This window comes from Bacillus sp. FJAT-47783 (assembly GCF_022808615.1).
In the GTDB taxonomy this organism is placed as follows: domain Bacteria; phylum Bacillota; class Bacilli; order Bacillales; family Aeribacillaceae; genus Bacillus_BZ.
On sequence record NZ_JAKZKS010000013.1, the window covers coordinates 12,550 to 38,264 of the forward strand.

Here is a 25,715-nt window from a genome sequence, read left to right on the forward strand (position 1 = left end):
CTCAAAATATAAATTCTGATCCTAAAACAAAAGGAGCTGTCTAAAAAGTCCATTTTTGTGTAAACCACGCCAAAATTAAGACATCAAGAATGCTGTAAAATCAACATTCTTGATGTCTACTTTTTTAGAATTCGGGGCGTAAATACTACTTTTCGGACAGCCCCACAGAAGATGTAACAAAGTGTCTTTCTCTCACTTTTCCCTTGATATTGTTTGAACCGTTGTAAGTAACAGAAGAGATATTAAGATCATAATTAAAACGAGTGTCCATGCGAGCGTCATATTTCCCGTATCCATTGCCACGTAAATGGCAGTTGGGATCGTTTGGGTTTTACCTGGAATATTCCCCGCAAACATTAATGTTGCGCCAAACTCCCCTAACGCTCTTGTAAAACTTAAGACAATTCCTGATAAAATGGCTTTTTTGGCCAGTGGAAACGAAATAAATCGAAATGTTTGCCACTCATTCGCCCCATCTACGCGAGAAGCTTCTTCTATTCTCAAATCAATGGACTCAAAACCTGTTTTAACCGATTGATACATGAGTGGGAATGCCACCACCGTTGAGGCAATAACACAAGCTGTCGCTGTAAACATAACAGGTTGATGAAATAGCCATTCAATCCCTTTTCCGATGATACTGTTTCTGCCAAAGACGATCATTAACAAAAAGCCGACAACCGATGGCGGCAAAACGATGGGCAATAAGAAAAACGTTTCCACTATATTTTTCCCGGGAAACGATCTTCTGGACATCCATTTACCCATGAATGTACCAACTAGGAATGCAAAGATTGTTGCGAGTGCTGCGACTTTAAAAGAAAGTATAATAGGATTTACAATTTGTTCATTTATCACGTTTCGTTCAACTCACTAAATCCGAATTTTTTTAGGATCTCAACTGACTTTTCTTCTTGGATAAAGTGTAAAAATTGCTTTGCTTCCGCTTCATGCTTTGTTGTGCTTACGACTCCCAGCGGGTAAACAATCGGAGAATGAAGTGTTTCATTTATCGGAATTGACGAAATAACATCTTTCGCTAATAATGCATCCGTTTTATAAACAATCCCTGCATCGACATTGCCTGTTTCAACATACGTTAACACTTGACGAACATCTTTACTAGTGACCACTTTAGTCTTTAATATCTCCCACAAACGAGATTGCTCTAGGGCTTCTTTTGCATATTGACCAGCTGGCACTGTTTCAGGATTGCCAACTGCAATCTGCTGAACTTTCTGCAAATCTTTTAAATCTTTTACTTCTTGTTTAACATCCTCAGAAACAATGAGTGCAAGTTGATTTTTCACCACATTGATGGTTAATTCTTTTGAAAGTAACCCTTCAGCTACTAGTTCGTTTATATGTTTTTCTCCCGCCGAAAAAAACAAATCAACAGGAGCTCCTTTTGAAATTTGTTGTTTTAAAGCACCAGATCCTCCGAAGTTTACATGAACCGTTACAGATGGATATTCTTTTTCAAAGGCTGCTATCAATTCCATCATCGCTTCTTGTAAGCTGGCTGCTGCTGAAACAGTAATTTCAACTTTTTCTTGTTTGTTTTGTTGTCCACTACATGCACTCACAAAAAGTAGTATGATAGCGAACATCGTCATTTTCTTTATTAACGACTTCACTTCAATCGTCTTCCTTTACTCGTTATTTCTTCTAATATATCATATCAAATGTTTGCATATATACTATGTTCATTTTTAAGGGAGAAATAAGAAATGGGGACACAATCGCCTTGTTTGGATAAGAAAAGCGGAAGCACCTTGCTCAACCTCAAACAAAAATGTTCTTACGATGAAAAGGTGCTCTTTACCTTTACGGTGTAAGGTTATTTGAAATGAAGAGATAGCTGGAGCTAGACGTAAACATCCCCATATCGAAACTTTAACACTTTAGCGAATTTAAACTGAAACAAAAAAACAATCCCCTTATTACCCTTTGTTTTTTGGATAATTAGGGGACGTTATTCTTTATAGTTTAAAATCGTTAAGAAGTATATAGGAGGTTTATTTTGCAAATTCATCTTTTACTCCTTTCTTTCAAAATTTTTATTACACTAAAGTCAGTTTCTCTTCTTTCTCATGGAGAATTTCCTTCGCAGCTCTTTCCCACCATAAATCTTCGTCTATAATTGGTAATTCAGGTTTAATTACATCGTATTTCGGTAATACAGCGTTTTCACCCATATCACAACAAACATCGAAAATATCATCAAAGTGAGCGAATGACATTTAAACCACCTCCCTCTCAAATACTTTGATTTCTCCGTTTATCTTAAGATTATGGGGAAGTAATCAATCAGTTAAGAAAATCGTCAGACCCTTTTCAATTAATAATATGATGGCTACCCCATTTATATGCAACATCTTCTAAACAGAGATTCTTTTTTGAGGAGAAAAGATGTTACCTTTCCTTCCTCATCTTTATTATAACACCATTTAATGGAAAGAGAGGTGGAGATATTGACAATATTGTTAACGCTTACATGATTTGGTTAAGAAGAAGTTAATGGTCTTAGTTCAAAAACATACCATTAATATTGCGAATAGCTACGCTTTTTTCAATCGTTGATGTGAGGCACTTGTGATTCACAGGATATGGGCCGTTTCCAAAGGACACTCCTGTTAAGTGTAGAATAAATGAATAAAAAAGAAAAAGCCTTGTCTCTCAGTTCTTTCAATTCCGAGTTCCGAGAGATAGGCCACGTCTTCAAATTGTATTTAGCGCGATAACTTCTCCTGTTGAGGCATTAACACCATATTGACAGTCCAGTTTTCCACACAAAATAAACTGTTTCTTCTTTTTATCATATACGTATCTTGGTTTAAGTTCGATGAATTCCTTCAATTGTTCGTATGCTTGGTCTTTATTCATTTCGAAAGGGTCAGAAGGGGCATAGTTATTGAAAAATTCTAAAAACGTTTTATTATCTATGTAATTCAAAGCTTGGAACGTTACAGGATCAATCATCACTAATAGTTTCCGTTGAAAAGCTCGATAATCTTGTTTAGTCTTTCGTAAAGTCGCCTGAATGTAACCTCTTTCACGATGTAATGTTTTAAGCATCCATTTTCCTGAGTCATCTGGAAACTCTTGGCGCAAAAACTCCTCCACAACAGCTATACACTGATTTTTCTCTTCTTTTGATATGGGCAATACATTCGGATGAGGTTGTTTGGAGAGTGCTTGCTGTATTGTAACGGTCTCTTGTAAATTTATTTCCATCCTATCGAATGTTTGTTGACTAGGTAAAAACCACTCTATCTTTTTATTGATTACCAAATAATCTCCATTATTCGCAATGAATTCAAACGAAATCGTCGATGTGCCATCATTGGTGACATAAATTTCTTCTATTACATAAACAGGAACCAACTTCTTCAGTTCGTCAGACGGAAATTCAATCAACTTCAACTGTTCTTTTGCTAAGGGTTCTATATCTTTAAGTGTAAGTGAATAACTTTCTTCCCTAACATTCTTACTTGAAGGAAATTCTCCAATAATCGAAAACATTACAAGTTTTCCTTCTTCGTCCCATTTAAATTCAATATGACCAGGTGGTGATACGATCACCCCATCGATGCTAGCTTGAAATTGAAGTTTTTTCTTTTCTTTTTTTATGAGCTGAAAATGCTCTTTATATGTTAGACCCGTTTCATTCTCTACCCATTTTATGATTTCGTCAAAATGGAGATTTTTAAACGTAACCTCCGGTGTAAACGATTTTTCTTTAACGAAAATGACACTCTTTACTTTTCCAGTATGTACATTCAACTCAATAACGGCTGTACCTTCTGGATTCACCCCTTCTTCCTTACGTGTTGTCACGAAAGATGGAAACCATTCCATTGACAATGTATACTCGGTTTCATTCAAAATCGTTACGTGCTTATTCAGTTGATAGTCAAATAAGTAATAGTTATTCAAATGGAACTTTTCTTTCGTATAGTTAACTAACCGTTCTATTTTGGCATCGATATGAATCAGCCTCCTCTAATTTTCAGGGAAAAGAACCCCATTTGTCAGCTTATGAACAGACTTATGAAAACCTATACTAGCAACTGATATCGTTACGAAAACTAAAACAATTTTAAATATGTAGCTTAGCCATTCAATGCTTAAGTACCGGTTTATCATACCACCGATGAAATGAAAAACAAAAACGCATATTCCAATATAAAGAAACAACAGTAAGAGACATCCAAGTTTTTGCCATATCTTTAACTGTTTCAGTTCTGATTCGTGGTTGCACGTAAAGAAGATTAATGCAACGATAAAGCTCAGTATACTCAATACTTCCTCCAAAAAACTCCCTCCTGGTAAAAAATGGCCTCTTTCCTCTTAATAAACGAATACAACCTCCTAAAAGTTTCAAATGACCTTGCTCTTGTAAGACATATTCCGATCTAAAATGGGAATATTAACATAAAAATGTGGAGGTGGATGTTTTTGGATACAACCATATTTCGAGCCATCAATATGCTTTCGGGCCGTTTTTCTTTATTAGATAAATGGATGATATTCATTTCTAACAAAATTCGTTATGTCTACATCCTTCTTTTACTTATGATGTGGTTTAAAAATATGACATACAAGAAAATGACAGTAAATGCCGTCATCTCTTCCTTTATCACTCTAATCCTGAATAGTTTCATTAAGTTTTTTTATTTTAAGCCACGACCATTTGTGAAGAGACGTGTAGGAATCCTCATTCCTTCAAAGCGTGACTCTTCCTTTCCTAGTAAGCACACATTGCTCGTTTTCGCGATTTCGACTTCCGTCTTTCTTTATGAACGTGTTCTTGGTTTCATCATGTTTGGGCTGTCTTTCCTTACAGGCTTTTCTAGAATTTGGGTAGGGCACCATTATCCTTCAGACATTATCGGAAGTGCCGTGCTAGGCTCTCTGACAAGCATGATTATTCACAAATTAATACGGTTTCAAACGAGTTTTGTATTTAAGTTATAATGCTAAAAAAACAACCTCTCCCTATGAAAAGGAGAAGGTTGTTTTTTTACAAAAATTTCTTATGCATTGTTTTGCCATCATAGCTAAAGACAACTGTTTTATTTTCTAATTTTGTTTCAATATGGGTATTTCTTCCCCATAGCTGGTATATATATGGAAGTACTTTTTCTAAATATTTCACATCTAGTTCAATGCCTTCATACCAATGCTTTAAATAAAGCTCACCATTTCGTAAATAATCACCGTCGTTGACCGTAATATAAGGGAATCCTCCGTTGACTCTCATGCTTACAAGCTGATCGCGAACAGCTTCCCAAGCTTTATCAACAATTTTGTAGTCGCGCCCCTGTTTTTGGAATAAATACATGTCTTCTCTCATGACTAGGTCTTTTGTTAAATAGTTACGAATAAAGGAAATATCAGATTCAATTTCGCGCACTTCAAATATTTTTTCACGCCCTGAATTCGGTTCAACTCCTTGACGCTTCATCTCTTCCGTCGGATTGTTGTACCGTTCCTCAATATCCTCAAAGATTTTAATGCCTAAATAATATGGATTGATACTTGTACGAGACGGTTGGACAACACCTGCATTTAGCTTTGCATACTCAACGGCTTCATCTGTACTTAAATCAAGCTCACGCATAATTCTTTGATGCCAATACGACGCCCAGCCTTCGTTCATAATTTTCGTTTCAAGCTGCGGCCAGAAATATAACATTTCCTCTCGCATCATCGTCAATATATCCCGTTGCCAATCTTCAAGTTCACGACTATATTCTTCAATAAACAATAATATGTCCTTCTCCGGTTTAGGCGGGAACTGTTTTCTCTTCTTTTTGATTTCTTTTGGTTTTTTCTTCTCCTCTATTGACCATAAGTCATCATAAGGGGAAATGGACTTAACTGGTTCATCGTCTACTTCATCATCGACACTCCATGCAAGCTTCGGACGTACAAGTGACGGGTCGATATGCTCTTGAATAGACAAGACAGCATCTAAAAAGGTTTCAACTTCTCGTTTTCCATACAGATGTTCATAAGATTTGACTCGCTCTGCTGTTGCTGCCATACTTTCAACCATATCGCGCTTCGTATTGCTAAATCGAATATTATTTTTAAAGAAATCACAATGGGCTAACACGTGTGCGACAATTAATTTATTTTGCACTAATGAATTCGTATCAAGCAAAAATGCATAACACGGGTCTGAATTAATGACAAGCTCATATATTTTACTTAAGCCTAAATCGTAGTGAAGTTTCATTTTATAAAATTGTTTCCCAAAGCTCCAATGCGAGAACCTTGTCGGCATTCCGTACGCACCGAATGTATAAATAATATCCGCCGGACAAATTTCATACCGCATTGGATAAAAATCTAGCCCAAATCCTTTCGCAACTTCCGTTATTTCTTCAATCGCATATTGAAGTGCTTTCTTTTCGCTTTCGTTCATCGTCATCCCCCTCCTCGTTCCCTTACAACAATTTATGAAACAAGTTCGGAGATGATGAAAAAACATTTAAAATCTTTAAGGATCCTAACAGGTGAAAAAATCATGAAGTTCGCTAAAAAATAATTTCAATCGGCTCTTCTTGCTTTCATGAAAATACTGTCTCTTGTTCCGAGGTTTGCCTTCAAGCCCTCCGCACCAATGCCAAGGTAACAGAAAATATTGAGGTAGAAGTCACAATTGACCTTAATTCTCTATTGTTTGTTGGTTTAAACTAGTCATAGAGAAGCCCCCTTGGTTTGTTTGGCTTCATCACCTATGACATTACCAAAAACGGGGCTTTTTTCATGTTTTTAGACTTTTACCTTTCTTCCTAGATTACTATTTACATAGTACTCCTTGATGGTTCAGCCTCCATGAGTTTTCGAATCAAATATCAGATTACTTTTTAACCACACACTTCTTTGGGTTAAGAAAAAACCTTGAAAGGCATATAGCCAGTCAAGATATGATAACAATAACATTATATTTTTATAAGCATCAACTACTTCACCTACTGATTTATCGGTGAGAATATCATAATTGTTTTATATATTCTTTCTAATACTATAAGGCTATTTTAAAGCAACTCCACTCCAACTTGTTTATAAAATTTAACTTTTAGTCTCTCTTCTTCCCCCACATTTATACATGCTGAACGGTGTCTGCTTCATTTTTCTCGTTATCCCTTGCGCTCTCACAAAGCTAAGGTTGTCGGTATGATCTAGTTTAAAAGCTCGAGATGTATCTTCAAGAACTCGACCGCCTTTTGCTTGGATGTCTTTCCCAACGTTCTTGAAGTCAGTGACTAGGTTGGTGGCGTCTTTTGTGACACCATCAGCACCTTTTGCCTTGATGTAGCCGGCACCTAGTCCGAGAAGTCCTTGGACGAAACTTGCTTGCCGCTGTTCTTCTGTTAATTTGTTTCCAAACATGTCATAGCCGGTGATGTATTCACCGAAGCCATTGGCACTGGCAAGGCCGTATAGGCCTATTTCTGTTTTTTGCAGAATGTCAAAGGATTTCGTTGTTTTATACGTATCGAGTGCGTGGGAAGCGGCATTGATGCCTTTTGTCGTTTTGTAAATCGCTTTTCCGCCTTTAAAAAGCTTTTCCTGCCCAACCTATGAGCGGAATGAAGCCCGCAGCTGCCATGGCGGCTGCTTTTACGCGGTCAGCCTCCGATAGTTTATCGCCGGTGATTTAATTCTAAAACGTAAAAAGCACTTGTCGCCTGTATTAGACAATCAAGTGCTTTAAGCTTGTTATCAATATATTTAAGATGTTAGTATGTTTGTATGCTTAATATATTTACATGACCAGTATGAGACTTTTTTTATTTCTTGACAAGTGTGTTTAAACCTACAAGCTTGTTCGCTCTCGTTTCTTGCTTATGTCTTTCATTACCTTGTGCACAAAAAATGTTGTCTCGCTTGTCATCCACCCTAGTATTTAAACAAAACTATATAATGGTACAGCATTTATGAGTTTTTGATTTTTCTCAAATACCAGATTCTAGTTATCTTTAAAAATCTTCTTCCCATGCTTCTTTTGCATCCAATAACCTTTGTGATAAAAACTCATAAAAGTTCTTTGCAGTAACATAGTCATCCAGTCCACCTTGTCTATTCCATGCTATTATTGGGCACTCATTATTCTCCATTTTACCTGTGTCTAAACAATAAGCATATTCTCCCAAATCTTCAATAACTACTAAATTCTCATTCATTCCTAAATTCCTATAACTCTCTGTTTCAATAATGACAGTCGCTATATTCGACTTAGCCACTCCTAAAATATCAACACCAAATAACCCACCAGAGCCATAATTAGTTAAAAACCACTTGTAACTTTCTGGTAATTCTAACCCTAAGGTTTCTTGAACATAATTAATCTTTTTTACATCTACTCCGCCAGTAAAGTCATCAGGTTCCATATTTCTCTTAATAAAATGGGTCAATTCCTCTTTATTCATTTAATATTCCTCCTTTTACAATTCATCTTGATCTATTTGTTTAGCTCTCCATCTCCAGTATTTCGATCTAAAGTTTTCATATTGCTTTTTTAACACAGGGTCATTTCTAAAGCTTCCACCATTCTCGACTAAACCGTGCAATATTCTATCATATTCCTTATGCAAACTACTTGGAAGTTCCACCATTGATCCTGGCTCTCTTTGTATTAAATGATGAAGTTCGATTTTCGTTCCATCTTTCCAAATTGGTGGTTTTCCACTTTTCATTAATTGATAATTTGTCTTACCTGTCTTAGGGTCAACTCTCTTGTAATCAATATCCAACCTTTGAAAAACCCGCCTACTAATATCTCGTACTTCTCCATTAACCTTAGTCGTTCCTGTATATTCCACAGCCTTATAGTTCTTGTATTCTTTTTCCGTACCCTTACCAAATCCCCCAACACCCTCAGCCTTCATCATTAGATGTTCTTTTGGCACGTGCTGAACGGTGTCTGCTGCATTTGATCTCGTAATCCCTTGCGCTCCCGCAAAGCTAAGGTTGTCGGTACGATCAAGTTTTAAAGCTCGGGATGTATCTTCAAGAATTCGACTGCCTTTTGCTTGGATGTCTTTCCCGATGTTCTTGAAGTCTGTTGCTAGGTTGGTGGCGTCTTTTGTGACACCGTCTGCGCCTTTTACTGTGATGTAGCCGGCACCTAGTCCGAGAAGTCCTTGGACAAAGCTTGCCTGCCGCTGTTCTTCTGTTAATTTTTTCCCAAACATGTCATAGCCGGTGATGTATTCGCCGAAGCCATTGGCACTGGCCAGGCCGTATAGGCCCATTTCTGTTTTTTGCAGAATGTCAAAGGTTTTCGTTGTTTTATACGTATCGAGTGCTTGGGAAGCAGCGTTAATGCCTTTTGTCGTTTTGTAAATCGCTTTTCCGCCTTTAAAAGCTTTTCCTGCCCAACCTATGAGCGGAATGAAGCCCGCAGCTGCCATGGCGGCTGCTTTTACGCGGTCAGCCTCGGATCGTTTTTCGCCGGTGATTTAATTCTAAAACGTAAAAAGCACTTGTCGCCTGTATTAGACAATCAAGTGCTATAAGTTATTTCAATTTCTATGTTTAATGTTTTCTATATGGACGATATGGTGCTTTTGTTTCTTTTATTCCAATGTCTTAAGATATTCTTCTAAAAACTTTTTTCCAGAGTTACTTTTAGGAACAATACCAAGATGCTTATACTTCCAAATTGTTTTTCGTTTGTGCAAATCCACATTTGAAAGATCATCATAATTATAGTCAATCTTAAACTGTCCCTCTTTGTCCAAAATAAATGTAAAGTTTGTCCAAGGCTCTTGTTCGTTGTCTTTAAACTCTCTCCAAAGTTCTTGAACAAGATCCACCAAACTATTCCATTTTTCTGAGTATTCAAGATCACTTAATGCAAAAATTTCAGTAATATCATGGCTGTAAATAGGTTTTTTATTACCTTCAGGATAATAATAGAAGTATGCAGTCTGCGAGCCTTCACCAATCTCACCGTATAGATAGACCTTAGACCATTCTTCTGGGATAGTGTCTACAACAACTTCTGCTATCTGTTGATATAATTTTCCTAATTGTTCTTCATTCATTTAACATTCCCCCCTGGAACATTATCAAATCGCCTATCTTCCCATTCATCGTCTCCGATTTTATACTTAATATGAAAACTTACTGGACGTTGCGAGTCTCCTTTATAGATTGGTGTAATTTTCACTTTTACTTCATCACCATATTCAAGTGCATTAGCCCATGTATTCTCAAGTTTTTTCCATTCCCCTTTATTTAGGTTTCCATTCATTGGAACAAGGTTATCAAGATTACCCGACCCATAAAAAATACTTGCGATTAAATGACCACCTTCATCATCTGGCAATCTATCATCTCGTCCCACTACCTTCTGCGCATATTTATTCCTTTTACCCTCGCCTACTTTAAGCGTACCTTCAGCACTTGAAATACGCCCTTGACTATCCGTTTTATAATTGTACCCTTCTTTACTTGTGTACTCTACATTTGGTTTTAATACCTTTTTACGACCATCCTTAGTATAATGCTCTCCATAGCTTACCTTTTTAGAAGTATTCCCCGTACCCTTACCAACTCCCCCAACACCCTCAGCCTTCATCATTAAATGTTCTTTTGGCACACTCTGAACGGTGTCTGCTTCATTTGATCTCGTAATCCCTTGCGCTCCCGCAAAGTTAAGGTTGTCGGTACGATCAAGTTTTAAAGCTCGGGATGTATCTTCAAGAACTTGACCGCCTTTTGTTTGGATGTCTTTCCCGACGTTCTTGAAGTCAGTGGCTAGGTTGATGGCATCTTTTGTGACACCGTCTGCACCTTTTACTGTGATGTAGCCGGCGCCTAGTCCGAGAAGTCCTTGGACAAAACTTGCCTGCCGCTGTTCTTCTGTTAATTTGTTCCCAAACATGTCATAGCCGGTGATGTATTCGCCGAAGCCATTGGCACTGGCAAGGCCGTATAGGCCCATTTCTGTTTTTTGCAGAATGTCAAAGGTTTTCGCTGTTTTATACGTATCGAGTGCGTGGGAAGCGGCGTTGATGCCTTTTGTTGTTTTGTAAATCGCTTTTCCGCCTTTAAAGGCTTTTCCTGCCCAACCTATGAGCGGAATGAAGCCCGCAGCTGCCATGGCGGCTGCTTTTACGCGGTCAGCCTCGGATAGTTTTTCGCCGGTAATGGGGTCGATTCCTTCTTTTGTTCTCTTATAATCATAATACCCGGTGAACTCACCTGTAAAGGTCGCAATGCCATCCCACGTTTTTTCGTACCAAGGTTTGTTCGCTTCTTCCTCTACTTGCTGTTTCAGGTCACGGACTTCCGCTTGCTCTTCTTTCGCCTTTATGTATGCTTCGGTCGCTTGGTCCACTTCATCTTTTACTTGGTAAATGTCACTGCGATGATAGGCCTTTTCATCAAAATACATGGGGGAAGCTACGCCACCTTTTGTCGTTGCGTTCATCAGCTCCCGATATAAGTTGATGACAAGCCCTTGATTTTTTTCCGATACGGCATATTCATGTAGCCATTGTTGGTCAAGCTCCCCCACCTGATGAACGGTTTCCTTTTTTTCTTTTTCCGCTTTCTCGATCTTTTCTTCAAACGATTGCGTGGAATACAGCTTGAGATCGACCAAATCCTCGATATTCGATAAAATGTTTTGGATGTCTTCCTTTTGTTGGGCGACCATTTCTTTAGACTGATTAAGCTTATTCGTTACTTCATGATCGACAAAAGAGGTAGAAACAACCGTCCCCTCTCCTAGGTCTGCCTCTTCCATGTCTCCTTCGATCCCTTGCAAAAAAGCAATTTGAACATCGATAAAGTCAAGCCAACCATCCATGACATCTAGTTGTGCCTCGTAAAAATCTTTAATGGCATCGGCTCCTTTCCCTTGAAAGGCTTGATCTAAATCAGCGACTCTTTTACACGCTTTTTTCACTTCTTCTAACTGTTCTTTCAATGACTGATACTGTTTCACCCGTGTTTTTACTGCTGAAACAAGTGTATGTGCTTCGTATAGTAAATCTTCCATGATTGCGAGAAGCCCTTTCTCTTTATTTTTTCACCATCGCTTGATCTTGCTCTTTCAATAAATTCACATTCGCCTTCGTATCCTCCACATTTTTTACAACGGCCTCTTTGCATTGAGAGACCAGTTGATGAATCTCATGTTCACGTTCGATCCATTTCTTCGTAAAATTCAACTTGTTATTCCCTACCGATTCTTCTGGTAAAGAAGGAAATGTCAGCTTTTCAATTGCTCTCTCTATGTCGTTTAAATGACTCATGACCGTCTCATAATCAAGCTTAATCGTCGCCATTACAATAACCTCTTTCGTATCTCTGTAAATTTGTGCTCGATCGCTGCATAGGCCTCCTCGCCTTTATGTAATAAATCACCCGCTTCATGACTTAAGTAGCTTGCAACTCTTAAGGCCTCTCGCTGCATCTCTAACAGATTGATCTTTTGTTGGATTTGATTAGTGTATTGTTCAACTTCCTCATGAAAAGTTTGTTCAATCTCCTTTTTGGCCCCACGCCTCGCTTTGTCAAAATGATCAGCACGATTCCCCGTCCAGCTTTGACCTAAATCCGGATCTAGTATTTTTCCCCATTCATTCTCTACTGCATGTTGTTCATTTATTAAATCCTTTTTCGCTTTCTTTAGCCTTGCTATTTTTTCATCGACATCTGCTGACTGACTCGATATGGTCTGAGACAAAGAGTAAAGAATATCTGAATAGCTCATGCGGACACCTCTGTATGTAAGATTACATTCCTCTATGTTATAGTATAAATTTGGAAGTACATAAGCTAAATAGGGAAAAATTCTCTTTTAGAATAAATAATGGATGGAAGAAAAAATGACTATTGTCGTTTACCAAGATCATTTATAGGATAAAAGATACATAACCTAAAGGTTCGAAATACTCAAAAAGAAACATTATAATGAATGTAACCAATTAAAGATAGTTTCCTTTGTATAACGAATCACATAAACGAAAAACGAGTAAATCTAATTTGGAATCGTCACGATCACCATAATGGGAAAGAACCATTTTTAGAGGGATTTGAGACGTTTCTTGAAGAACATGATGACGATGATGCGACAGAAACTAAACTTGTTATCAACGTAGACGGTGCTTAGTGGATTCGAGCGTGTCAGGATTATTTTCAAGATCAAGGTTTTTACTGTCTCGATCGTTTTCATATGGCAAAAGCCATTCGTGAATTATTCTGAAACCATCCTCGTTACCGAGAAATTAGAGTCGCCTTATGCTTACACATATTTACAAACGAAAAAGTGCATAAAAAGAGACATAAACAAACTTTCTTAGTAGAATAAAAGCGCCAACCCGTATCCTACAAAGCAGTGTTTATGTCTCATGAAAAAGTTAGCACATCATCAAGAAATCTACAATACGCTTTTATGGATTTAGGATTGAAGCTCTATTACTCGCAACCCGTTTTGAAACATTTGGTTCACTTTGTGGGCAGCATTTTGACGAAAGGCTTTCCTACTTTCAAGCGAAAATACATATCTTTTTTAAATATATAGACGAGATGAACAGAATAACGAAACACCAACCTGCCAAAAATTACAAAACAGCAAGTTTATTTGGCGTTTCCGTAGACTCAGTGAATGATTGTTCTTTATACAGAAATTAAAACAGCCGTACAACATATAAAAGAAATATATTAAAATGAATAAAGATACAAACGTCACTGATTTAGGAAGAATAATAAAAAGGAATTAATTTTCTTTGACTATGTTAAAATCTTCAAAAAAGAAAAGAGATGAAAAATGGGTATATACTACACAAACCAAACAATTGAAGCTTATCAAGAATTTAAGAAAAAAGGATTCTTCATTGGGAACGAAAAGTTTGTTTGGGAGGAATTTAAAGATCCTTATGGTTGGATGATTCAACAAATGAATAAAAGAATTAATCACGATGGTTCTTATCCAGTGTGGTTATGGACAAAAAAGCCTGATTTAAAGGCAGAAGGTCATTTTGCAAAAGGAACAAAAGCCGTATGTTTGACCGTGGAAATTCCGGATGAAAAAGTACTTCTTTCAGATATTTTCGCTTGGCATTGTGTATTAAGCGATATGTATTGTGGACTTACAGAGGAAGAATATGACTTATTCGATCAAGGGAAAAGTAAAATCTCTAAAGAGGAAAGCTGGGAAAATATTTTTCGTTTAGACGAATTAAAAAAATCTGAAATGTGGGGAATTAATGAACCACACATTCAAGGGGTTACTGGAAAAATTAGCTTAGCACAAATAGTGGATGTTGAATTTTTTATTGCTAAATAAATGATATACATATTAAATACAATCGGCATGAGTCGATTGCTTTTTTCATTTGTAGTTTTCGAATAAATTATTGTTAGGCGGACAAAGGACCCATTAAATCAAATTAAAGCACTTTCGTTTATATATTCCGCTAAATCACTAGTTGAAACCCCTGCACCAAATATTTTACTAAATCCTCTATATAGAGCGGCTAACATTTTATGATCCAAATCATCCAATGTAGCTGATAGCACATAATAGGTAAGAAAATCATGAAGTCCCGCTGAGCGAAACCGTTTTCATTTTTAAAAATCATAACATTTTGCCCTTCTTATTGTTAATCACATGGAAATCACAGGCGTAAAAAGCAATAATTGCACCACTCTAAGGAACAATTGCACGAACTTACACCTTAATTGCACGAATTTCAAAATAATTGCACCTAAAAATGATTTTTTGCACCTTTCCTCCTTTAATTGCATCTCAAATCCCTTATTTGCTTATAAATTTCCGCAATTGCACCTCCGTCATCGTATTGTAAATACAAAAAGAACACCTTCTTAAATAGGCAAGAAGGTGTTCTCCAAGTTTCCATTATGATTGTGCAGTCACCGTTTCGTTTTCATCCATTTGTTCAAGTGTTAATGCAGGACCGAAAAATTCATAGTGAATACGATCAACATCTACATTGAGGTCTTGTAATGAATGAATCATGGCGTTCATGAACGGAACAGGGCCACAAATATAGTAATCAGCATCAGCCATTACAAATTGTGATAAAATTTCTTTTGTGATAAAGCCATCACGGTCAGCATAAGAAATGAATGATTTTCCGTTTTGTAATGTTTCCATTGCTTCTTTCACTTCATTTTGGAACGCATGAACCGCTTCATTTTTCGCAGAATGAATAAATGTAACAGGTCGAGTTGCATGTTCTTTTGTAATCGTACGAAGCATGCTGATCATTGGCGTTACACCGACTCCACCACTAATTAAAACAACTGGTGTTTCCTGTGTAACATCTAGTATAAAGTCTCCAGCAGGTGGACTTAACTCCACTTCATCTCCCACATTTACTTTATCGTGCAACCAATTCGATACTTTCCCTTTCGGATCAGAATCCGCTTCACGCTTTACAGAAATACGGTAATAATCATGACCCGGAGCATCTGATAAACTATATTGGCGATTAAGTAAATATTCCTCTCCATCAATACTTACGCGAATCGTAATATATTGTCCTGGTAAATAGGATGGTAATGGTTCTTGATCTTTCGGTTTTAAATAAAAGGACGTAATGACATCGCTTTCTTTCACTTTATCTGCAACGATAAACGGTTTAAAATAGCGCCAACCGCCTTCTTCATTTTCCACTTCTTGATACATTTCTTCTTCCACGTCGATAAATACGCCAGCAATGACTTGATAAGCCTCTTCCCATGCTTTTAATACTTCATCTGTTGCTCCGTCTCCTAACACTTCCTTCATAGCAACTAATAAATTTTCACCGACTATTGGATAATGTTCTTTTTTAACACCTAAGCCTCGATGCTTGTGAGCGATTTGCTTCACGGCAGGAAGTATTTTTTCTAACTGATCAATATGAATAGCTGCTGCATATAGTGCATTGGCTAATGAAGTTTGCTGTCTGCCTTGATGTTGATTTGCATGATTGAATATATTTAAAAGCTCTGGATGCTTTGAAAACATTCTTTTATAAAAATGACTCGTAATCTCTTGTCCTCTTTCTGCTAATATAGGTGCAGTTGACTTAATAATTTCCATTGTACGCTTTGATAACAAACTTCCCACTCCTTTTAAATTTTTAAAAAGATGTATTTTACTTACATCTTTAAAGATACAATTCTTAATGATAAAAAGCAATATTTAAAATACATCTTTAACAAAGGTGTCACATTTCATTATTTGCTATTAAAAGGTGTATAATGTAAAGAATAGAAACAAAGTGAGGGAACAATACGATGCGTCTAACAAATTACACAGATTTCTCATTACGCGTTCTCCTATACGTTGCGACGAAAAAAAATGATGAGCTTTCGAACATAAAAGAAATTGCCGAAGTATATGGCATCTCAAAAAACCATTTAATGAAAGTGATTTATGAGCTCGGCAAAAATGGTTACATTGAGACAATTAGAGGAAGAAATGGAGGAATTCGCTTAGCACGTCCGGCTTCTGAAATTAACATCGGAGAAGTTGTCAGAAGAACAGAGGAAGATTTCCACCTCGTCGAATGTTTTGATTACGAAAAAAATCAATGTGTCATCACGTCTGTTTGTGGATTAAAGCATGTGTTAAACAAAGCATTGAAAGCCTATTTCAATGTATTAGATCAATATACGTTAAAAGATTTAGTCGGTAACCAAAAACTTTTATATTCTATATTACATAAGGGAACTGATTAAAGTCCCTTATGTTTTCTTTTTCATTTCAATGGAAAGGATTTTGTCTGTTTTCTCATTAAACGTAACTTCAATATAGAGGATAAATGGTCGTTCTGTTTCGCTCTCGACTTGCACTTTAAAGATATCTTTTTTCTTTTCTTCGTTTATTTTTTCCCTTTTTACATATTCAAAATCCGTTAGCTTTCGCGATGGAAACTGTTTTTTCACTTCCATGAATGCTAATCTACTCCATTTTTCATCCCCATTTTGTTGCTCTCCATATACATTAATCGTGAAAAGGCCTGTAATTAAAATACTGCATAAAGCGACAATTAAAACTAATAACCGTTGATAGTTCATGTTGCCCTCCTTGACGCCAATTTGCTTTCATCTTCCCCTCTGATTTGTAAAATTATGTAACATTCAGTAATTTTTTTTGATACTGTGAGCAAGACCAACATTTACAGTGTTTTAACAAATCGTATTTCCATACACTATCGATAACTCCTATAAAGTGAAACTCCATTTAGTGGGGTTTGTACCGTTACGGGCAGTTATCCCTTTTTTTACAACAAGGGACTTACTTCCGTTTAGGGTGGAACGAAGGAGGCATGAAAATGAATACAGTTGATTACGATAAAGCGTTGTATTATACGCATCGATCACAATGGGATAATTTACTCATTTTAATGGTGCGAACAGAAGATGATCTGTTATCAAAACGAATTGAACATTTCTTGCATGCATACAACTTTGAGCATGACTACCGCATGATTGAACAAAAGTTATATGCATTGTTACGATATATCGACCATGCATCTCATCAAAGTATTGAGCAAGAAGCTGCGATGATGTATACGTAAAAAGGACCGAATAACCGGTCCTTTTTAATTCATTTTTTTGTATAATTGTGCATACATTTTTAGCTCTTTCATCACTTCATCCACTTTTTGAGCCATTTCTTCTACAACAGCTTCAGACTCATAATCAAAATGGTTTGGATCTAAAATGAGTTGTTTTGGAATGACATTAGCGTAAACACCTCGCATAACCGTTCTCATATTTGTTAAAGCATTCATGCCACCTTTTCCGCCCCCAGCGACTGCTAGAAGGGCAACAGGCTTATGTGTGAATTCAGTTGAACTTAAAAAATCTAACATATTTTTTAACGCTCCACTCATACCGCTGTGATACTCGGGAGATAATAAAATGACACCATCAGCATTTGTAATCGTTTCTTTTAATTCCTTAATCATCGGAAGTTCATACTGTTCAGCTTCACCATTATATAACGGGAACATGTGCTCACTTAAATCAATGAGTGTCGTATTGTATTTCGTTGAAATAAATTTTGCGGCTATTCGTGTGCGCCCCTTTTTTCTCGGTGTACCATTGATAACGACAATATTCATATTTATCAATCCCTTTCGTTAATCTAAACCGTTTTTAACAGCAAAAAGAGCTGCCTGTGTTCGATCAGATACTTCTAATTTTGCCAATATATTTGAGACATGTGTCTTAACCGTTTTCTCTGTAATAAATAGGGAAGAAGCAATTTCTTTATTACTTTTTCCACGAGCAATTTCTTTAAGAACTTCTTTTTCACGTTTCGTTAACTCATATACTTTTGCTTTATAGCCCGCTTCATTCGATACAAATTGTGTCATAACGTGTGATGTAACTTTCGGGTGAAGAGAATTTTCCCCGTTCATGACTTGACGAATCGTTTTCACTAATTCATCTGGCTCAATGTCTTTTAATTGATATCCAGAAGCCCCTGCCTTTAAAGCTGGAATCACATGGTCTTGATCAGCAAAGCTTGTTAAAATAATGACTTTCACATTAGGGAAGCGAACCTTTATTACTTTCGTTGCTTCGACACCATCCATCTCTGGCATCATTAAATCCATTAATACGACATCCGGTTGTAATGTTTCCACAAGTTCGATTGCTTCTTTCCCATTTTTGGCTTCTCCAATAACTTCCACATCACTTTGGGTTTTTAAGAAAAACATCAGACCCCTTCGAACCATATGGTGGTCGTCAACAATGAGAACGTTTATCGTCAACTAAGATCCCTCCTTCGGTATCGGAATCGAAACGTGAATTGATGTTCCATTGCCTACTTTTGTTGTAAGGGTAAACGTCCCATTTAATTTTTCTGCCCGCTCTTTCATACTTGTTAATCCGAGTGACGGTAAAGATGATAATCCATCGTACGTAAAGCCATGACCGTTATCAGAAACGATCATTTCCACGCGACTTACACACCGTTGGATCGAAATGCTAACTTCTTTACTTCCAGAATGACGCTTACAATTGTTTAGCGCTTCTTGAGCAATCCGCCATAATGCTTCTTCAATATGATTCGGGAGTCTTTTCACTCCTGAAATTTCCATATGAAGTTCAAGGTCTAACATTTTTCCATATTGATCTAATGCAACAGCGATACCATCTTCTAAGCCCTTCGGACGAAGCTGCCATATTAAGGCACGCATTTCTGCTAACGCTTCTCGAGATAGGTCTTCTACATACGAAAGCATTTGAGAGACATTTTCTTCCTTTGTCATCTCTTGTGCTGCTCGAGCCGTTAAAGTTAACGAAAATAAAAGTTGGTTTACTGAATCGTGAAGGTCTTGCGCCAATCGATTTCGTTCTGCAATAAGTGCGAGCTTCTGTTCATTTTCTGTTAGTTTTATTCGTTTAATCGCGGTCCCAATTTGAAACGCTACCGATTCTAATAATGCAAGTTCTTCATTCGAAAAATGCGTTTTATTGGGAGAGGCAACATTTAAAAGCCCAAATTTTTCATCTCCTGCTCGAAGCGGTACTGTTGCATGATGCGAAATGTTCCAGGTGTCTCCCCACTTATAATTTTCTGCATCTTCTATTCGTTTACAGCTTATAATATTGACTGCTCGGTCAAGACGCCCATCTTGATACCGATCTAGACACCAACAATCCCCTTCACACATCGGCTTTTTATTCTCCCAACTTAATGCCGGTGGCAAATCATGATGGGCCGCGAGCTTATATTTTCCTTTTTGATCAATTAAGAAAATCCACCCTGTTTGTAATCCGGTAACATGTAAAAGCTTTTGTAGCACATCTCCCAGCATTTTTTCTAAATCATTTGCTTTATTTAATGTTTCAGCAATCGTTTTTAACGTCGTTAGTTCATCAATATGTTTATCATCCAATGCTATCTCACCCTTTGTTATCGACAAGGTCTTATCTTTATTTTATCAATTATTTGCAGTCGAGACGCTTCACAATCCGTCTGATTTTTTCTCCTACTAAAGTCTGAAATTATTACATTCAAGGTGTGTTGGCCATTCTAAAAAAAAATAAAAAGATAACAAAAACTGAAAGAGCCTTATGCTCTTTCAGTTTCCTTTAACATTTCATTTACTTTTTCCATGACGGCGCTTGTTAACTCTTCTAATGCCTTTTCACTATTTTCTAGTGAATCCGCTTGAACGGCAAAATAGAATTTCACTTTCGGCTCAGTTCCGGATGGACGAATACAGAACCATGAGCCATCTTCTAAGAAATATTTCAATACATTTGATTTCGGTAATTCAATCGCTTCTGTTTTATTCGTTTCTATAAAAGTACGTTCACTTATTTGATAATCTTCTTTCACAGTGATTTTCTTACCCGCCATTTGTTCAGGTGTTTGTTCGCGGAACTTTGTTAAAATGCCTTGAATTTGTTCCGCACCGTCTTTTCCTTTTAACGTTAACGATTTTAACCCTTCACGATAGAAGCCGTATTTATTGAAAAGTTCAAGCAAGCCTTCATACAACGTCATTCCTTTTTTCTTGTAGTATGCACACACTTCAACAGCTAAAATCGCCGCTTGCACCGCATCTTTATCACGGGCAAAATCTCTAATTAAATAGCCGTAGCTTTCTTCATACCCAAATTGGAATTCGTATTGTCCTGTACGCTCATATTCCTTAATTTTTTCACCGATAAATTTAAAGCCTGTTAACGTATCGATCGTATCTAACCCAAATGATTTTGCAATAGCACGACCAATTTCAGATGTAACGATTGTTTTTAATACAACGCCGTTTTGCGGTAGAGTGCCTTTTGCTTTCTTTTCAGATAAAATGTAGTGAAGCAATAATGCACCTGTTTGGTTACCTGTTAACACGACGTATTCACCTTTATCATTTTTCACTGCTACACCTAACCGGTCAGCATCTGGATCTGTTGCGATTAAAAGATCAGCATCTATCTTTTCCCCTTCTTGAATCGCTAACTCAAATGCTGCATGCTCTTCAGGGTTTGGTGACTTGACTGTTGAGAAGTTCGGGTCCGGTAATTCCTGTTTTGAAACAACGGTTACATTTTCGTAACCAAGTGCCGCTAAGCCACGACGAACCGGTTTGTTTGCCGTTCCGTGAAGCGGTGTGAAAACAACTTTCACATCAACTTCGTTTGCTAGCTCTGGATTTAAAGAGATAGTCGTTAATTTCTCCGTATAAACATCGTCAATTTCTTCGCCAATCACCTTAATGAGCCCCTGTTGTTTTAACAACTGTTCACTTTCTACTTGGACTTCCAGCTCGTTTTCTACTTCGTATACTTTCTCAATCACTTCATCAGCTTGTTTTGGCGGTAGCTGTCCACCGTCTTCACCGTACACTTTATAACCGTTATATTCAGGTGGGTTGTGACTCGCTGTAATAACAATCCCTGAGAAAGCATGTAAATGACGGACAGCAAACGATAATTGTGGTGTTGGACGAAGCTCATCAAACACGTATGTTTGAATCCCGTTTGTCGCAAGTGTTTTGGCTGCCTCCATCGCAAATTCTGGTGACTTATGCCGGGAATCAAAAGCGATGACAACACCGCGTTTTTTCGCTTCTTCTCCAAAAGATTCTATGTATTTCGCTAAACCATATGATGCTTTTCGAATCGTGTATATGTTCATGCGGTTCGTACCCGGCCCGATTTCACCGCGCATTCCACCTGTACCAAATTCTAAGTTTTTGTAAAAACAATCCTCGAGTTGTTTTTCATCTTTTGTTATATCTGTTAATTGCTGTTTCAACTCTTCATCTAGATTTGTTGCTTGATTCCAACGCTCGTAATTCGTTTTCCAGTTCATGAAATTAAAAAACCTCCTACGTTGTTTTTGCTCATTTTTATTATACTAGAGCAAACATCTTCTTCCTCCTAAAGAAAAACGACAACCTTAAAATATTTTAGCATATCTTGTTGAAAAAAGTAGAAAACCGTTTAACAATGAATTTTAAAGCCGTCACAATTTATGTGACGGCTTTTTCGTTGTATAGGTAATGATAAAATTCACGACTTTTGGTCAACGTTGTTCATAGTTGCTTGCGGCTAGCAAACTTCCCATTTCATCCGTACGAAAAACGTCGCCCGAGTTTCTTTATATCCTACTGAAATGGACAGTTTGTACGTATGTCGCTTAAGAAAACTCCCTACGCTTTTGTTCTGTTTAGGATGCAGATTTTGATGATTGGTCAACGGTTTGATCTTTTGGCATAACAGCGTCATGAATCTGTTCTTGTAAAGCTGTTTCATGGCGCCTTCTTTCCTCTTTGCTCCACCCGAAGCGATCCGCCATATAATTTATAACCGCTTCTTTCCACTTTCTTGCCCATTGGATATGAAAGAATACAGCGCCCGTTCTTCTCACAAAGAAGTCGACTGGTGTTGTTGTCATTTCTGATACAATACTGTACTCTACTTGAGCTAATAAGGAAGCGGGTACTTGGCGTTTTTTTGCTTCTTCCACTAATGATTGTGTCAATGCGAACACCTCATCCACATTAGAGCCGTACATTTTAGCAAAAGAACGTGCCTCTTCCTCCGATAGACCTATGTCCATTCCTTCCTTTGTTTTTTGTTCAATAAATGAAGGGAGCTTATTAGACCCTCCAACATGTCCTCCTGAAATTGGAAGGTTTTTCGTTCTACATGGCTCAAAAACTAACCCTTCCTCTTCTTTTAGCCGTTTCGCTACTAAGTCGACGACCATTTCAGCCATTTTTCGGTATCCTGTTAATTTCCCACCCGCAATCGTGATGAGACTAGAATGTGACGTCCAAATTTCGTCTTTACGCGAAATTTCGGATGGATCTTTCCCTTCTTCATATATTAAAGGACGTACACCTGCCCAACTAGATTCAACGTCATCTTCCGTAAGCTTTAAATCTGGGAACATAAAATGAATCGCACCAAGAACGTACTTCCGATCTTCAAACGTCATTTTTGGATTTGCTGTATCCCCTTTGTACACAGTATCGGTTGTACCAACGTATGTTTTTCCGTCTCTTGGAATCGCAAACACCATTCTCCCATCTGGTGTATCAAAATAGATCGCTTGCTTTAATGGAAATTTTGTTTGATCAAATACTAAATGAATGCCCTTCGTTAACTGCAGTTGCTTTCCTTTTTTTGAGTTGTCTTTTTCCCTAAGCGTATCAACCCACGGCCCTGCTGCATTAATAATTTTTTTCGCATAAATTTCGTATGTTTTGTTTGTTAACATATCTTTAACTTTGACCCCGACTACTTTTCCGTTTTTGTAGAGGAATTCAGTGACTTTCGCATAATTAACAGCATCAGCACCAAATTTCACTGCTTCTTTCATCACTTCAATCGTGAGACGTGCATCATCCGTTCGGTATTCAACGTAATATCCTCCGCCTTTTAACCCTTCCTTCTTTACTAGCGGCTCTTTAGCTAACGTTTCGGACGCATTTAACATTTTACGCCGTTCACTTCTTTTTACTGCTGCTAAATAATCATAAACTAAAAGACCGATGGAGGTTGAAAATTTACCGAATGTTCCTCCTTTATGAATCGGAAGAAGCATCCATTCAGGGGTCGTCACATGCGGACCATTTTCATAAACAACAGCACGTTCTCGCCCAACTTCTGCGACCATTTTCACTTCAAATTGTTTTAAATATCTAAGCCCACCATGCACAAGTTTTGTAGAACGGCTCGATGTACCGGCCGCAAAGTCTTGCATCTCACATACTGCTACTCTCATTCCACGTGTCGCAGCATCTAAAGCAATCCCTGAACCTGTAATGCCTCCACCAACCACCAATACATCGTACGTATCGTTTGTCATTTTATTTAAGATACCTTCACGGTTTAAACTTGAAAAACTCATCAACTTCTCGCCTCCAGTTATGATATAGAAAAGCGCAAGCACCTGATCCGCCTCAGACAAAAATGTTTTTACGACGAAAAGGCCCTTTTTCCCTTTACAACGTAAAGTTATTTTCCATCGAGGAGTAGGGGCTTTCGCTTGACGATAAAAACCACATACAAAAATTTATATTTATCTTTAAACAAAAAGAGACCACAACGAATCTAAAGCAATATGCACACGAATTGCTTTAGCGTTGTGGTCTCTCCATGTCTCCAACCGAATATTAACTTATCTTTATTGTAACATATTTCAAAAAGTTCGTAAATGATCCGTTTATTTAAACGCCATCGCAGCTCTGACAGCTTTTTTCCAGCCATCATAAAGCTCTTTTCGTTTCTCTTCCGCCATTGTTGATTCGAATTGTTTGTCAACATTCCACTGTTTTTTAATTTCGTCACGGTTTTTCCAATAGCCAACGGCAAGACCTGCTAAATAAGCAGCTCCGAGTGCTGTCGTTTCATTAACGGATGGTCGTTCTACTGGCACTCCTAAAATATTGCTTTGAAATTCCATTAAGAAATTGTTTTTAACCGCTCCGCCATCAACACGTAATGTTTTTAATGTAATCCCTGAATCCTTCTCCATTGCACGTAAAACATCTTTAGTTTGATACGCTAAAGATTCAAGTGTAGCGCGAATGAAATGTTCTTTTTGCGTACCACGCGTTAAACCGAACACAGCCCCTCTTACATCACTGTCCCAATACGGCGTTCCAAGCCCGACAAATGCAGGGACAACATATACACCGTCTGTAGATTCCACTCTTGAAGCATAATCTTCACTATCCTTAGCGTCTTTAAACATCCGCAAGCCATCTCGTAACCATTGAACCGCTGAACCTGCTACGAAGATACTTCCTTCAAGCGCATATTCAACTTTACCGTCAATGCCCCATGCAATCGTTGTTAATAACCCGTGCTCGGATTTAATCGCTTTTTCCCCGGTATTCATCAGCATAAAACAGCCTGTTCCGTACGTATTTTTTGCCATTCCTTTTTCATAACACGCTTGACCAAATAGGGCTGCTTGTTGATCCCCAGCCGCTCCTGCAATCGGCACTTCCTGTCCAAAGAAATGATAATCTACCGTATTCGCATATACTTCCGAGGAAGGACGTACTTCTGGAAGCATGTTAGCAGGTATTCCTAAAATGTCTAAAATCTCTTCATCCCATTTTAATTCATGAATGTTAAACATTAATGTACGAGACGCATTGGAGTAATCCGTTACATGTGCTTTTCCACCAGAAAGTTTCCAAATGAGCCATGTGTCAATCGTTCCAAATAGTAATTTCCCTTGTTCTGCTTTTTCTCTCACACCGTCAACATTGTCTAAAATCCACTTTACTTTTGTACCAGAAAAGTACGCATCGATTAATAATCCTGTTTTGCTTCGGAATAACGGGTCGTATCCAGCGGCTTTTAACTCGTCACAAATTTCTGCTGTTTGTCGTGATTGCCAAACGATAGCGTTGTAAACTGGATTTCCTGTTTCTTTATCCCAAACAACTGTCGTTTCACGTTGGTTCGTAATGCCAATACTAGCAATTTGTTCAGCCTTCACATTCGCCTCAGACAAACACGATGCGATAACAGCTAAAATAGAGCCCCAAATTTCATTCGCATCATGCTCGACCCAGCCTGGATTTGGAAAATGCTGCGTAAACTCCTTTTGTGCGATATGTACGATCTCTCCTTTTTGATTGAACAAAATCGCACGTGAGCTCGTCGTTCCTTGATCAAGTGATAAAATAAATTTTTCCATCATTCTACCTCCATTTATTCTAAATTGAAAA

At 37.6% G+C, this 25,715-nt stretch carries 24 protein-coding genes and 2 pseudogenes; 5 read left to right on the forward strand and 21 right to left on the reverse strand.

Annotated features, from left to right (window positions below):
* Positions 1-192: 192 nt before the first annotated feature.
* From modB to MLD65_RS10735, 5 genes are all read right to left on the reverse strand, one after another.
* The gene (gene modB / locus MLD65_RS10715; RefSeq protein WP_243291927.1) at positions 193-855 is read right to left on the reverse strand and encodes a molybdate ABC transporter permease subunit; all 663 of its coding nucleotides are present in this window, start codon (positions 853-855) and stop codon (positions 193-195) included.
* Positions 855-1,637 (reverse strand): molybdate ABC transporter substrate-binding protein, encoded by a 783-nt coding sequence (gene modA, locus MLD65_RS10720; RefSeq protein ID WP_243291867.1) that lies wholly within the window; start codon positions 1,635-1,637, stop codon positions 855-857. Before modA ends, modB begins: the two co-directional genes overlap by 1 nt.
* 426 nt (positions 1,638-2,063) lie before the next feature.
* Positions 2,064-2,243, reverse strand: coding sequence for a hypothetical protein (locus MLD65_RS10725; RefSeq protein ID WP_243291868.1), 180 nt, complete (start codon positions 2,241-2,243; stop codon positions 2,064-2,066).
* Between the two features lie 478 nt (positions 2,244-2,721).
* Positions 2,722-3,939, reverse strand: a complete 1,218-nt coding sequence (locus MLD65_RS10730) for a hypothetical protein (RefSeq protein ID WP_243291869.1) — start codon at positions 3,937-3,939, stop codon at positions 2,722-2,724.
* Between the two features lie 66 nt (positions 3,940-4,005).
* On the reverse strand, positions 4,006-4,317 hold the full coding sequence (locus tag MLD65_RS10735; RefSeq protein ID WP_243291870.1) for a hypothetical protein: 312 nt from the start codon (positions 4,315-4,317) through the stop codon (positions 4,006-4,008).
* Positions 4,318-4,461: 144 nt separating this feature from the next.
* Here MLD65_RS10735 and MLD65_RS10740 point away from each other — a divergent pair, with 144 nt between their 5' ends.
* Positions 4,462-4,980, forward strand: a complete 519-nt coding sequence (locus tag MLD65_RS10740) for an undecaprenyl-diphosphatase (RefSeq protein WP_243291871.1) — start codon at positions 4,462-4,464, stop codon at positions 4,978-4,980.
* 46 nt (positions 4,981-5,026) lie between these two features.
* Here MLD65_RS10740 and MLD65_RS10745 read toward each other — a convergent pair whose 3' ends face one another.
* The 8 genes and pseudogenes from MLD65_RS10745 to MLD65_RS10790 all read right to left on the reverse strand — a co-directional run bounded on the left by MLD65_RS10745 (position 5,027) and on the right by MLD65_RS10790 (position 12,748).
* Positions 5,027-6,436, reverse strand: a complete 1,410-nt coding sequence (locus tag MLD65_RS10745) for a SpoVR family protein (protein ID WP_243291872.1) — start codon at positions 6,434-6,436, stop codon at positions 5,027-5,029.
* Positions 6,437-7,332: 896 nt separating this feature from the next.
* Positions 7,333-7,675, reverse strand: a pseudogene (locus tag MLD65_RS18410) (pre-toxin TG domain-containing protein); the annotation flags it as partial.
* 322 nt (positions 7,676-7,997) lie between these two features.
* Complete coding sequence (locus MLD65_RS10760) at positions 7,998-8,447, reverse strand: SMI1/KNR4 family protein (protein WP_243291873.1); 450 nt, start codon at positions 8,445-8,447, stop codon at positions 7,998-8,000.
* 15 nt (positions 8,448-8,462) lie between these two features.
* Positions 8,463-9,431 carry an HNH/ENDO VII family nuclease gene (locus tag MLD65_RS18415; protein ID WP_481748518.1) on the reverse strand — a complete coding sequence of 323 codons (969 nt, stop codon included), beginning with the start codon at positions 9,429-9,431 and terminating at the stop codon, positions 8,463-8,465.
* A 165-nt stretch (positions 9,432-9,596) separates the two neighbouring features.
* On the reverse strand, positions 9,597-10,067 hold the full coding sequence (locus MLD65_RS10775) for an antitoxin YezG family protein (protein ID WP_243291874.1): 471 nt from the start codon (positions 10,065-10,067) through the stop codon (positions 9,597-9,599).
* On the reverse strand, positions 10,064-12,031 hold the full coding sequence (locus MLD65_RS10780; protein WP_243291875.1) for a T7SS effector LXG polymorphic toxin: 1,968 nt from the start codon (positions 12,029-12,031) through the stop codon (positions 10,064-10,066). Before MLD65_RS10780 ends, MLD65_RS10775 begins: the two co-directional genes overlap by 4 nt.
* 22 nt (positions 12,032-12,053) lie before the next feature.
* Entirely contained in the window at positions 12,054-12,320 is a 267-nt protein-coding gene (locus MLD65_RS10785; RefSeq protein ID WP_243291876.1) for a YwqI/YxiC family protein, read from the reverse strand.
* The gene (locus tag MLD65_RS10790) at positions 12,320-12,748 is read right to left on the reverse strand and encodes a YwqH-like family protein (protein ID WP_243291877.1); all 429 of its coding nucleotides are present in this window, start codon (positions 12,746-12,748) and stop codon (positions 12,320-12,322) included. The genes MLD65_RS10785 and MLD65_RS10790 overlap by 1 nt, the downstream gene beginning before the upstream one ends.
* Positions 12,749-13,385: 637 nt before the next feature.
* Here MLD65_RS10790 and MLD65_RS10795 point away from each other — a divergent pair.
* Both MLD65_RS10795 and MLD65_RS10800 read left to right on the forward strand, forming a co-directional pair.
* Positions 13,386-13,516, forward strand: a pseudogene (locus MLD65_RS10795) (IS701 family transposase); the annotation flags it as partial.
* A gap of 288 nt (positions 13,517-13,804) precedes the next feature.
* Positions 13,805-14,323 carry a DUF3841 domain-containing protein gene (locus MLD65_RS10800; protein WP_243291878.1) on the forward strand — a complete coding sequence of 173 codons (519 nt, stop codon included), beginning with the start codon at positions 13,805-13,807 and terminating at the stop codon, positions 14,321-14,323.
* 573 nt (positions 14,324-14,896) lie between these two features.
* On the opposite strand, the gene hmpA is transcribed toward MLD65_RS10800, so the two are convergent.
* Positions 14,897-16,105, reverse strand: coding sequence for an NO-inducible flavohemoprotein (hmpA, locus tag MLD65_RS10805; RefSeq protein WP_243291879.1), 1,209 nt, complete (start codon positions 16,103-16,105; stop codon positions 14,897-14,899).
* 179 nt (positions 16,106-16,284) lie between these two features.
* Between hmpA and MLD65_RS10810 the strand changes: the two genes are divergently transcribed.
* The gene (locus MLD65_RS10810) at positions 16,285-16,728 is read left to right on the forward strand and encodes an Rrf2 family transcriptional regulator (protein ID WP_243291880.1); all 444 of its coding nucleotides are present in this window, start codon (positions 16,285-16,287) and stop codon (positions 16,726-16,728) included.
* 6 nt (positions 16,729-16,734) lie between these two features.
* Here the strand turns inward: MLD65_RS10810 and MLD65_RS10815 are convergent, their stop codons facing one another.
* The gene (locus MLD65_RS10815) at positions 16,735-17,067 is read right to left on the reverse strand and encodes a DUF3889 domain-containing protein (RefSeq protein WP_243291881.1); all 333 of its coding nucleotides are present in this window, start codon (positions 17,065-17,067) and stop codon (positions 16,735-16,737) included.
* Positions 17,068-17,324: 257 nt separating this feature from the next.
* Here MLD65_RS10815 and MLD65_RS10820 point away from each other — a divergent pair, with 257 nt between their 5' ends.
* Positions 17,325-17,570: a YhdB family protein gene (locus MLD65_RS10820; RefSeq protein ID WP_243291882.1), complete on the forward strand. Its 246-nt coding sequence runs from the start codon at positions 17,325-17,327 to the stop codon at positions 17,568-17,570.
* Between the two features lie 24 nt (positions 17,571-17,594).
* Here the strand turns inward: MLD65_RS10820 and MLD65_RS10825 are convergent, their stop codons facing one another.
* From MLD65_RS10825 to glpK, 6 genes are all read right to left on the reverse strand, one after another.
* Positions 17,595-18,119: an NADPH-dependent FMN reductase gene (locus MLD65_RS10825; protein WP_243291883.1), complete on the reverse strand. Its 525-nt coding sequence runs from the start codon at positions 18,117-18,119 to the stop codon at positions 17,595-17,597.
* An 18-nt stretch (positions 18,120-18,137) separates the two neighbouring features.
* On the reverse strand, positions 18,138-18,776 hold the full coding sequence (locus tag MLD65_RS10830; protein WP_243291884.1) for a response regulator: 639 nt from the start codon (positions 18,774-18,776) through the stop codon (positions 18,138-18,140).
* Positions 18,777-19,913 carry a GAF domain-containing sensor histidine kinase gene (locus MLD65_RS10835; protein ID WP_243291929.1) on the reverse strand — a complete coding sequence of 379 codons (1,137 nt, stop codon included), beginning with the start codon at positions 19,911-19,913 and terminating at the stop codon, positions 18,777-18,779.
* A gap of 170 nt (positions 19,914-20,083) precedes the next feature.
* The gene (locus MLD65_RS10840) at positions 20,084-21,832 is read right to left on the reverse strand and encodes a phospho-sugar mutase (RefSeq protein WP_243291885.1); all 1,749 of its coding nucleotides are present in this window, start codon (positions 21,830-21,832) and stop codon (positions 20,084-20,086) included.
* Positions 21,833-22,189: 357 nt separating this feature from the next.
* Positions 22,190-23,878: a glycerol-3-phosphate dehydrogenase/oxidase gene (locus tag MLD65_RS10845; RefSeq protein WP_243291886.1), complete on the reverse strand. Its 1,689-nt coding sequence runs from the start codon at positions 23,876-23,878 to the stop codon at positions 22,190-22,192.
* Positions 23,879-24,193: 315 nt separating this feature from the next.
* Entirely contained in the window at positions 24,194-25,684 is a 1,491-nt protein-coding gene (gene glpK, locus MLD65_RS10850; RefSeq protein ID WP_243291930.1) for a glycerol kinase GlpK, read from the reverse strand.
* Positions 25,685-25,715 lie beyond the last annotated feature (31 nt).